The following is a 10,889-nucleotide window of genomic DNA, read 5'->3' on the forward strand; positions in this document are numbered from 1 at the left end:
AAGACATGCCATCTGCCGTAACACGTTGCTTTAAATCGTAAAGAGCCAAGCTATTAAAGCGTTAAAAATAGGCAATAAAACAAATAATGCACACTTGCATCACCTTTTAGTAAACTGATAATTACATTGTTTGGTTAATTTGTTAGTATCCCGCGCCGAAGAAGATAAGCACTCAATTGTATGGAAAACACTCTAATACAGCATAAACACCACCGCTTGCACGCTATTGCGGTTATTATCGCGGTGTTGTTTCAGTTGTATTTAGCGTCCACAGCGACTCTTAACCCAACACAAGTTCACAGCACAACCTGGCTTAACAAAGTTCAAAGTGAAAAGGTCTTACTGTGTACCGCAGATGGTTTCAAATGGGTGGATATCAATACGCTGATTGAAGCTAACGCTCAACCTTCTTCTACGCTCATTCAAGATCTTAATTTACATGAAGGCTTTCAGTTTGAGTGTCCGCTTCTTCAAGCGGTTCAATTCTTTCTTTTGGTTGCGATTGGGCTATACCTGACTACCATCCATTGGCTACGCCGAGTCAAGAAAGTTCTGACGCTTTACCGATTTTCAAAATGCGATAAGCTCGTTTACAAACATATCGCGCCTAAGCATTCTCCGCCGAGTGTTTTTCCTGCCTAACAGGCATCTAATCATTGACAACTTTATTAAAAAATAACGATGACTCTGTTTGTTGTCCATTCAGAGAAGCTATTCATTCAAAAGGAAAAACACATGCTTAAATCATTAAAAACCGCCGCTATCGCGCTTATTGCTGTCATCGCTAGCCCACTGAGTTTAGCGCACGATTATGAAGCAGGAAAAATTCATATCGACCATCCATGGAGCCGCGAAGCGCCACCAAACGCACCTGTTATCGGTGGTTTTTTTCAATTAACCAACCACGGTGACAGTGAAGATGCATTGATCGCAGCAGAAAGCCCAATCGCAGGACATGTCGAAATTCACACGCATAAGAAAGAAGATGGTGTGATGAAAATGATTAAGATTGACGAAGTGCACGTTCCAGCCAATGACTCAGTGTTGTTTAAGCCAGGCAGCTTCCATTTAATGATTTTCAATCCAACACAAGCGCTCAAAGAAGGTGACCGCTTCCCTATGACGTTAACATTCAAAAACGCGGGTAAAGTGGAAGTAGAAATGGCGGTTGAAAAACAAGGACACATGGAAAAACACATGCACCATTAATGACGTAAACAAAAATGCCCGCTGATTTAGCGGGCATTTTTATTTCAGCTTAGTAAAAATCATTATTCCGATAGATCATAACCCGATTCTTCAGAAGAATAGCAGCGCTTCGCGAGACGAAGTCATAAATTTGGTAACAATGCCCATAGCGCAATTAGTTTTCTTTCTACTTGAAACAGACCTCAGCCCAACGAGCTAGGCCAGCAGTGACCGAGCCAAAATAATTTCCACTGACAACCGGAATATTTGGCAGTACAGTTTGCACCGCATCGCGCAAGATTGGCGAGCGTGCCGAACCACCAGTCATAAAGATAGCATCGGGTTTCACCCCAGCTTGCTCTACCGCTTCTGTCACCAACGCTGTCATTTTATTCTTCGGCGACTGAATCGCCTCGATCATTTCGTCTCGTTGCACATCGACTTCAATCAGTTCTGACAGTAAGTTGATGCCAGTTCGGTAAGAAGCTTGTTCTGAAAGCGCCACTTTCGCTTCTTCGGCACGGCGAACAATGTTGTAGCCTAAAGACTCATGATACACCTCTAGCAAACGAGCAAGCTTTTCTGGCTCTTGAGCCTGCTTTTGAAGCAACTTCAACGCGAATAGGTTCTCTCGCGAATAGAAATCACTCTGCGCTTCTACATTGTTGATTGCTATCGGGTTCCAAAATTGGGTGGTCGGCATCACAATACCTGACTCCATTTTGCTTTCCATGCCAAACGGGAACATGAGCTGCTTAAATGCTAACGCAATATCAAGATCATTCCCGCCGACGCGCTGGCCACTATGAGCTAACAAGCTTGCGGTCCTATCCGCTTTGCCACGCCAAGACGGCCCCATTTGAATCAACGAGCAGTCCGTTGTACCACCGCCAATATCGACCACTAGAATGGTTTTGTCTTCGCTGAGTGTCGCTTCATACTCTAGGCCCGCCGCGACAGGCTCAAACTGAAACTCCACATTTTGGAAGCCCGCACGTTTCGCTGCCCGCAACAAAATGCTTTCAGCCTGAATGTTAGCCGTTTCACCGCCACGCCCATGGAAGTTAATTGGCCGGCCGATAACAGCATCGGTAATACTTTGCTGCGCATCGTTTTCGGCTTGCGACTTAATATTGTCCATCATCGCGCAGACAAGATCTTCGAAGAAAGCCAATTGCACGTCACGCAAGCCAGAAGCGCCAAGAAAAGACTTCGGCGACTTTACGTAATAGATATCACGAGGATCTTCCAAATAGAGATTAAGCGCCGCCTGACCAAATGCAATGTCGTCAGATTCGAGATCAATACTTTCTTCTCTGTTTAAATTGATTGCCCGGCGTAAAACCTGCTCACCAACTTGATCTAATGGTTTAATATCTCGATGGCGAAATAAGTGCTCGGATACCGATTCACGAGTCGGTGCAGCAAGGGTGGAAGGAATAAATGGACTGCTCCCTTCTAGGTTAAGCATTACTGGCTCACCCGATTCCATTTTTGCCACTGAACAGTTTGCAGTGCCATAGTCAAAGCCGATAAACATAGTTCCTCCCACTAATAAGGGCCTGTAGACCGTTAAAAAGCCGGCAATGCTAACTTAATGGCATAGGAATTACTATCCTAAAATCGTGTGTAATTTAACGTGGCAAGTCTATCTAAGGTTTATTGCTCTCTTTTTTCATAGATGGCAAAACAACCGCAACCAATAACGCTAATAATAAGAATACAGGAGTAAGCGTTAACCCGTGCCAGATCGAATAACCGTCATGGAACAACCAGAAAATACCAACAGTCAAGAGATACGCAAAGTAACTGCAAAACACTAAGCTAATCGCAACAAAGCGAGTTCGATTGATAATAAGAATCCGCACTAGATACTGACTAAGAATACCAGAACAGTGCATGGCAAGCTGCCAATTGATGATAAAGAAAGCAAGCGCAATAAACCCTGCAACCACTAGTGAATCGTGAGTATTTAAAATAAAGTAGCTACCAAATCGGCTTATGATGATCGGGTAATCCCCTTCATATACTGTTGACCAAGATATCGCATTTGCTGCTGCAATATAATTCGCAAAATAAGCGATGGCGTAAAAAGTCGTTTGAGAGCTGAACGGCTGAAATACATCCGTACAATATCCTCGCCATTCTTCTTTGTTGGCGGTAGGTCCAACCCAGTTACGTTTTTGATGAGCGACGCGTTCGGCGAATGCAGGTCCGTTGCGAAACAACAACCAAAATATATACAGTGAAAGTATGACCAAGAGTATCGAAAACATACCCTTCCCCCTCAGAAATTATCAGCTCCACTGCCAATGGCGTTGGGGTCGTAAACTGCACTTCCCTGCTATACCTATTTCATTTATCTGAACTTATTATTTTATTGCTGCCAAAACTTATTTAACGACATGCTAAACAGAAACATGGTCTCACTTGATGCTTAAGCTCAAAAACCTACTTGTAGGTTTAGCACACAAAAACAGGGCCTGCAGAATGGAGAAAAGGAAATCGCGACTTATTAACGAACATGAAAACGCTAACTTGCTACGGTGACCGCGATGAGGGGAGAAGCATTCAAAGCGGTCATACATGCGGGAGGAACAGCTATTTCTCTAGCTTCTCTTCAAATACACCAATCTCTCTACCCAGCCAAATCGCGCGTTCCGTATGATCGAGCAACTCTTCTTCACTCACAGGATGGATAAGCACAGAAAAATCACCTCGAATTGTATCGAGCCAAGCCAAAAACTCTTCACTCAATGACTCTAGATGAATTTCAAACATCGGCATTTTATGTGGGCCAACCAATCTTCCAACCAAAGGAAACACACGCAGCACATCTTGACGCTCTTGACGGATGATCTCGTTCAAGGCTTGCGCTTTATCTTGTTCTCTTAAAGGAAAATAAACATGAGCGTGATACATAATTTCTCCATAATCACTTCGACTTGAGCGCCATCTACTGCTGATAAGCTCAAGGACCGCCGAGGGTATACATTTGTAATGCCGTCACCCTACCTTGATTCCACTCTGTTGGGAAGAAGTTATGTATTCTCATAAGGCCGGAGTTTCGGGCACAACAAAAAATCTCAATACAACACATAACAACTACTTGAGTTGATTCATTAATAATGACTCACTTTGTCAAATTTTACAGCCAAATTTTGTTGCAAATATGTTTCATTAACCAGTAATTAAATTCGAATTTAAAAATACCACCAACAAAATAACAGCATATTACTCTGCCAAATCAAGGTGTAAGCAAAACTTTACTACTGGGCGAAAGTCAAAATGAAGCACAATTTAACAATTTGTTTACACTTATTGTATCTGGCTATACCACGATTTAGTTAGAGGGTTAGATGCAGAAAAAATGTTTCTCTGTGTCTTGCGATGAAATAGCCGCAGCGGTGTTATCGGAAAATAGTTTAAAGGACGTACAGATGCCTACAGCTATAGAAAACACAAGCAACCTTAGGTATGGCCTTTGCGCTGATATCAGAGTTTGAGTACCCATACAAACTCTGGTTTGATATGAACAGCTGCAGTCCAAAAGACACGCAGCGTCAAAAGGAGCTTGAGATGAACGTTCAGGCATTACCCATGCATCGGTTTATCGACCATCATGGGGACCTAGTCGGCCAACTACCCAACTGGGCTGACACTGAAACTTTGGTCGGGTTTTACCGAGACATGGTATTGACTCGCACTTACGACAACAAAGCCGTTGCGTTGCAACGCACCGGCAAGTTAGGGACCTACCCTTCGCACCTAGGTGCTGAAGCCATCGGCATTGCGGTCGGCAGAGCGCTGAAAGCCGATGATGTATTTGTCCCTTATTATCGCGATATGCCTGCAATGTGGTGTCGTGGTATTGGCATGGAGAAGAATCTTCAATACTGGGGCGGTGATGAGCGCGGTAGTGATTTTGCTCCAGAGGGCAGCCCAATTCCTAGCCGAGATCTTCCATTCTGTGTCCCCATTGCGACGCAATGTACGCACGCTGTCGGGGTGGCTTCCGCATTGAAAATTCAAGGTAACCATGAAGCTGCGCTAGTCATGTGTGGCGATGGCGGTACATCCAAAGGGGATTTTCTAGAGTCAATAAACTGTGCGGGTACTTGGAATATTCCACTTGTTTTCGTCGTGAATAACAACCAGTGGGCAATTTCAGTGCCGCGTAGCCTTCAATGTGCTGCCGATTTCTTATCAGAAAAAGCGCAAGGCGCTGGTATACCGGGCATTACGGTAGATGGTAACGATGTCGTCGCCGTTTATGATGCAACCAAGACCGCACTTGAGAGAGCGAGAAAAGGGAAAGGCGCAACACTCATCGAAGCGGTCAGTTACCGATTAAGTGACCACACTACTGCCGATGATGCGACTCGTTATCGTAAAGAGGACGATGTTCAAACCGCATGGCAATACGAACCTATAGCACGTCTTAAAACGTATCTCCTTAATCAAGGTGCTTGGAGCGATGAACAAGAGCAACAATGGCTAGAATACTGCAAGGAACAAGTGGAACTGGCAGTTGAACGCTACCTCAGCTTACCGTCACAAGCACCAGAAACTGGGTTCGATTATTTGTATGAATCGCTTCCCCAAGAGCTTCACGCTCAAAGAGATGAACTCATCAACAAAGCAATGCGAATGCAGGGAGGCAAACATGGCTGAGCTAACGTTAGTTGAAGCAGTAAACCTCGCTCTGCACCACGAAATGCAACAAGACCAAAATGTTGTCGTGTTAGGTGAGGACGTAGGTGATAATGGTGGCGTATTCCGTGCCACCGTAGGGCTCAAACAAGAGTTTGGTCTCAAACGAGTGATCGATACGCCCCTCGCTGAAGCGTTAATCGGCGGTGTTGCGGTCGGCATGGCAACGCAAGGATTACGACCTGTCGCCGAATTTCAATTTCAAGGTTTTGTTTTTCCGGCAATGGAGCACTTAATGTGCCACGCGGCACGCATGCGTAACCGAACTCGCGGTCGCCTCACTTGCCCTGCGGTTTTTCGTGCGCCATTTGGTGGCGGTATTCACGCTCCAGAGCACCACTCAGAAAGTGTAGAGGCGCTATTTGCGCACACTGCTGGCTTTAAAGTAGTGATTCCTTCTTCACCTCAACGCGCATACGGCCTGCTTCTCGCCGCGATTCGAAGTAATGATCCTGTCATGTTCTTCGAACCGAAACGCATTTATCGAACCGTAAAATCTGAAGTCGTTGATAATGGCGAAGCACTTCCACTCGACACCTGCTTCACCTTACGTAAGGGGCGAGATATCACGCTTGTTACTTGGGGCGCATGCGTCGTAGAGTCACTTCAAGCCGCACAGACCTTATCTAGTCAAGGAATTGAAGTCGAGGTGATTGATTTGGCGAGCATTAAGCCAATTGATACCGCAACGATTTTCAGCTCACTAGAAAAAACCGGACGTTTACTCGTTGTTCATGAAGCGAGTAAAACTTGTGGTGTGGGCTCTGAGCTTTTAGCTCGAACAGCCGAACACGCCATGTGCTTACTAAAAGCCCCACCTAAACGAGTAACTGGAATGGACACCATTATGCCTTATTACCGTAACGAAGATTATTTCATGGTTCAGGAAGAAGACATTGTGACCGCAGCGCGCGAACTCGTGGAGGATTGGAAATGAAGACGTTTAACTTACCCGATCTCGGCGAAGGCCTCGCTGAATCAGAAATTGTAAAATGGCACGTTAATGTCGGTGACATGGTTAAGTTGGATCAAGTGATCTTAACTGTCGAGACAGCAAAAGCGACGGTCGACGTTCCCGCCCCCTACTCGGGCCGTGTAGTCAACCGCCATGGGGAAGAAGGTGATATCGTCAATATTGGCGCATTGCTACTCGAAATTGACGAAACTGGCGCAGAGCGCGGGGCTACGGTAGAGAAAAAAGAGACTGCTGACGCCGCGACCGTTGTCGGCAACGTTTCTCATCAAGCGCATCACGTTAACGTCGATGACTTCTGGATTGGAGGCAATCACAACACGACAGAGAGTAATCTAGTTACTGCTCTACCGTCGGCTCGTCTATTGGCACAAAAACTTGGGGTAGATCTTAATCTCGTGTCAGGCAGTGGTCCAAACGGTCTTATCGTTGATGCCGACATTTACGACGAAGCCGGAAAACAGCGTCCGGGCACAGAAGTATTGAAAGGCGCTCGACGCACCATGGTGTCGTCGATGACTGAGTCACACGAGCACGTTGCTGCCGTGACCATTACAGAAGAAGCGTTGCTGGAAGACTGGCTGCCGAACGAAGACATCAGTATCCGTCTAGTTCAAGCGATTGTTCATGCGTGTCAGGAAGAGCCCGCTTTAAATGCTTGGTTTGATGCAGAAACCATGACGCGTTGCGTGCACAATACAGTTAACCTTGGTATTGCTGTAGATAGCCGTCATGGCTTGTACGTACCCGTATTGCGCCACGCAGATGAATACGAGCCACAGGATGTTCGTCGTTGGCTCGATCAAACTGTTGAAGGGATCAGAGAGAGAAAAATCGGTCGAGAGCAATTACAGCACGCGACGATTACGCTTTCCAACTTTGGAGCGATTGCCGGCATTTACGCGACACCTGTCGTCACACCTCCGCAAGTCGCTATTGTTGGTGCTGGTCGAATACTCGACCGAGTGGTGATAAGAAATGGTCAAGCAATTTCGGTGAAAGCAATGCCGCTATCAGTAACGTTTGATCATCGCGCTTGTACTGGTGGTGAAGCAGCAAGGTTTACTAAAGTGCTTGCAGAACACCTGCAACGCCCGAGCGAAAAGTAACTGGTAAAAACCAAATGATAAAGGCTTCCAGTTCGGAAGCCTTTTGTTTGAGAGAACAGATTATATCTACAGCTTCTCTAGCAACTCCGGCATCACCTCAAATAAATCGCCGACCAACCCATAGTCAGCGATGTCAAAAATAGGCGCATCGGGATCGCTGTTAATTGCGACAATCACCTTTGAGTCTTTCATTCCCGCTAAATGTTGAATAGCACCAGAAATTCCGACGGCAATGTATAATTCAGGTGCAACAATTTTACCAGTTTGCCCGACTTGATGGTCATTAGACACATACCCCGCATCAACCGCAGCTCGGGACGCTCCTACCGCTCCACCTAGCTTGTCAGCCAATTGTTCGACTAAAGCAAACTTCTCTTTACTCCCGAATGCACGACCACCCGATACCACCACTCTAGCCGCTGGCAATTCTGGTCGCTCACTTTCTGGCGTTTGCTGCGAAATAAACTCACTAAGTTTGTTGATAATCACCGTATCGACTTGAGTAACCTTAGGGACAACTGGCGTGTCTGACAGCTCTACGGCATCAAAAGCCGTACTTCGTATGGTCATCACTTTAAAGGGGTCGTTCGACGTGACTCTCGCCAATGCATTCCCGGCATAAATGGGACGAATCACCGTATCGATAGACTCGATTGTCATCACGTCCGAAAGTTGCCCTACATCGAGTAACGCCGCCACGCGAGGCATCACATTCTTACCAAATGTACTAGCAGGAGAAAGAATGTGTGAGTAATTTTTGGCTACTTGTGAGATCAAAGACGCGATATTTTCCGCTAACCCATGCTCGTATTCCTTCGCGTCAACCCAGATAATTTCTGCAACGCCCTTAACGCACTTCAACTCATCCAAAACCGATTGGCACTGATAACCAATAAGCAATACAGAAATAGGAAGCGATTTAGCATCATCCTTGATATCAAATGCCGCTTTAATTGCACACAGCGTCCCTACAGCCAACGACTGGTTGTCATGTTCCGCAATGACAAGTGTTGCAAATGGTCGGTCGTCCATGGTCATGCCTCGTATAACACGTCAGATCCATTACTTGAGCTTAGTTCACTTCACGTTAACGTCAACTGAGCTATAGTTTTCTGTATAGAAACCAAAAACCTGTCACGCAGATGACGATAATAGAAAGGAAGCAGATAGATGGAACGAGAATACATGGAGTTTGATGTCGTGATCGTGGGAGCCGGACCTGCGGGCTTAAGTGCCGCTTGTCGCCTAGCTCAACTCAACCAAGATAGTGAAGGTGACGCACTTTCAATTTGCGTTGTAGAAAAAGGCTCAGAAGTGGGCGCACATATTTTATCTGGCGCTGTTTTTGAAACCAATGCCTTGGATGAACTTTTCCCCGATTGGAAAGAAATGGATGCCCCGCTATCAGCCTCAGTTCAGCAAGACCATTTCCTTTATCTTACTACTGAGCAAAACCATATTCGCGTCCCTCATTTCCTTACGCCACGTCCAATGATAAATGGCGAAAATAATTATGTAATTAGCCTTGCCAACCTTTGCCGTTGGCTCGCTAACCAAGCAGAAAGCCTTGGGGTGGAAGTTTTTCCTGGCTTTGCCGCTGCAAACATCAATTATGATCAGACTGGCGCCGTGACAGGCATTAATACGAGCGACATGGGACTAGATAAGAACGGCCAAGCCAAACCTAACTTTGAGCCAGGTATCGAGCTAAAGGCAAAATACACCCTTTTTGCTGAAGGTTGTCGCGGACATCTGGGTAAAGAACTTATTCAAAGGTTCGACCTAGACGCAGGCAAGCAACCTCAGCACTACGCGCTTGGCCTAAAAGAGATATGGGAATTACCCACTGACAGTAAGGATGTATCTGGAAGTGTTATCCACTCCGCTGGTTGGCCCTTGAGCGAAACAAATACCACTGGCGGCGGTTTTCTCTATCACATGGAGAACAACCAAATCGCGGTCGGTTTGATCGTAGATTTAAACTACAGCAACCCTTACTTAAGCCCGTTTGACGAGTTTCAACGCTTTAAGCATCATCCAGCTATCAAGCAACACCTAAAAGGTGCCCAACGTATCGCATATGGTGCAAGAGCCATTGCAAAAGGTGGACTTTCTTCTCTGCCGAAACAGCAATTCCCCGGCGGTTTATTGATTGGTTGTGATGCGGGGACTTTGAACGTCGCTAAGATCAAAGGCAGCCATACTGCGATGAAATCCGGAATCATTGCAGCAGAAGCGGTACATACGGCCCGACAAACTAGAGCTTCTGAGCCAGACTACCAGTCGTTGTTTGAATCATCATGGTTGTATGACGAGCTCGCCGAAACACGTAACTTTGGTGCGAACATCCACAAGTTTGGCAGCATACTGGGCGGTGCACTTTCGACCTTTGAGCATAACCTATGGCAACCACTGGTTAAGAAGCCGTTACCTTGGACTATCAAGGACTATTCGTACGATCACGAACAGTTAAAACCTAAACAAGAGTGCCAACCAATTGCATACCCAAAACCAGATGGTGAAATCAGTTTTGATAAGCCTTCGTCGGTATTTTTATCAGGAACACAGCACGAAGAGAACCAACCTTGCCACCTTGTTCTGACTTATCCTCACATTCCAATTGATGTGAATTTGGGTATGTATGACGAGCCGAGCCAGCGCTATTGCCCTGCAGGGGTTTACGAAGTGGTGGAAGTTGAGAGTAAGTTGAAGTTTCAGATAAATGCCGCCAACTGCGTGCATTGCAAAACCTGTGACATCAAAGATCCTTCACAGAACATCACATGGAAAGCGCCAGAAGGTGGTGGCGGACCAAGCTATCAAAACATGTAATCAAAGAACCACTTAAAGTGCAGAAGCAGTGCATTTACTACTGCTAATTTTTAAAATGATTAAGCAAAAAGTCG

General features: G+C 45.9%; 10 protein-coding genes. 6 read left to right on the top strand and 4 right to left on the bottom strand.

All coding sequences use genetic code 11. From position 1 onward, the window contains the following. The first annotated feature begins 180 nt into the window (after positions 1-180). Complete coding sequence (locus ACWPOD_RS04280) at positions 181-642, top strand: hypothetical protein (RefSeq protein ID WP_167427574.1); 462 nt, start codon at positions 181-183, stop codon at positions 640-642. A gap of 93 nt (positions 643-735) precedes the next feature. After that, entirely contained in the window at positions 736-1,209 is a 474-nt protein-coding gene (locus ACWPOD_RS04285) for a copper chaperone PCu(A)C (protein ID WP_167427575.1), read from the top strand. Positions 1,210-1,375: 166 nt separating this feature from the next. On the opposite strand, the gene yegD is transcribed toward ACWPOD_RS04285, so the two are convergent. The 3 genes from yegD to ACWPOD_RS04300 form a co-directional block, all read right to left on the bottom strand. Then, positions 1,376-2,728 (bottom strand): molecular chaperone, encoded by a 1,353-nt coding sequence (yegD, locus tag ACWPOD_RS04290; protein WP_395197363.1) that lies wholly within the window; start codon positions 2,726-2,728, stop codon positions 1,376-1,378. Between the two features lie 112 nt (positions 2,729-2,840). Beyond that, positions 2,841-3,464: a hypothetical protein gene (locus ACWPOD_RS04295; RefSeq protein ID WP_005395624.1), complete on the bottom strand. Its 624-nt coding sequence runs from the start codon at positions 3,462-3,464 to the stop codon at positions 2,841-2,843. A gap of 325 nt (positions 3,465-3,789) precedes the next feature. Further along, positions 3,790-4,110: a DOPA 4,5-dioxygenase family protein gene (locus tag ACWPOD_RS04300; protein ID WP_005375836.1), complete on the bottom strand. Its 321-nt coding sequence runs from the start codon at positions 4,108-4,110 to the stop codon at positions 3,790-3,792. A 657-nt stretch (positions 4,111-4,767) separates the two neighbouring features. Between ACWPOD_RS04300 and pdhA the strand changes: the two genes are divergently transcribed. The 3 genes from pdhA to ACWPOD_RS04315 are packed head-to-tail and all read left to right on the top strand — an operon-like array spanning position 4,768 to position 7,983. Further along, the gene (pdhA, locus tag ACWPOD_RS04305; protein WP_256964636.1) at positions 4,768-5,862 is read left to right on the top strand and encodes a pyruvate dehydrogenase (acetyl-transferring) E1 component subunit alpha; all 1,095 of its coding nucleotides are present in this window, start codon (positions 4,768-4,770) and stop codon (positions 5,860-5,862) included. After that, a complete protein-coding gene (locus ACWPOD_RS04310; RefSeq protein WP_005395620.1) occupies positions 5,855-6,838 on the top strand; it encodes an alpha-ketoacid dehydrogenase subunit beta in 984 nt (327 codons plus the stop codon). The genes pdhA and ACWPOD_RS04310 overlap by 8 nt, the downstream gene beginning before the upstream one ends. Beyond that, on the top strand, positions 6,835-7,983 hold the full coding sequence (locus tag ACWPOD_RS04315) for a dihydrolipoamide acetyltransferase family protein (RefSeq protein ID WP_203342424.1): 1,149 nt from the start codon (positions 6,835-6,837) through the stop codon (positions 7,981-7,983). Before ACWPOD_RS04310 ends, ACWPOD_RS04315 begins: the two co-directional genes overlap by 4 nt. A gap of 66 nt (positions 7,984-8,049) precedes the next feature. On the opposite strand, the gene ACWPOD_RS04320 is transcribed toward ACWPOD_RS04315, so the two are convergent. Further along, positions 8,050-9,015 (bottom strand): electron transfer flavoprotein subunit alpha/FixB family protein, encoded by a 966-nt coding sequence (locus ACWPOD_RS04320; protein ID WP_167427579.1) that lies wholly within the window; start codon positions 9,013-9,015, stop codon positions 8,050-8,052. 138 nt (positions 9,016-9,153) lie between these two features. On the opposite strand from ACWPOD_RS04320, the gene ACWPOD_RS04325 reads away from it, so the two are divergent. Next, the gene (locus ACWPOD_RS04325; protein ID WP_456231583.1) at positions 9,154-10,815 is read left to right on the top strand and encodes an electron transfer flavoprotein-ubiquinone oxidoreductase; all 1,662 of its coding nucleotides are present in this window, start codon (positions 9,154-9,156) and stop codon (positions 10,813-10,815) included. Positions 10,816-10,889 lie beyond the last annotated feature (74 nt).

It is taken from the genome of Vibrio sp. JZG120, assembly GCF_053890955.1.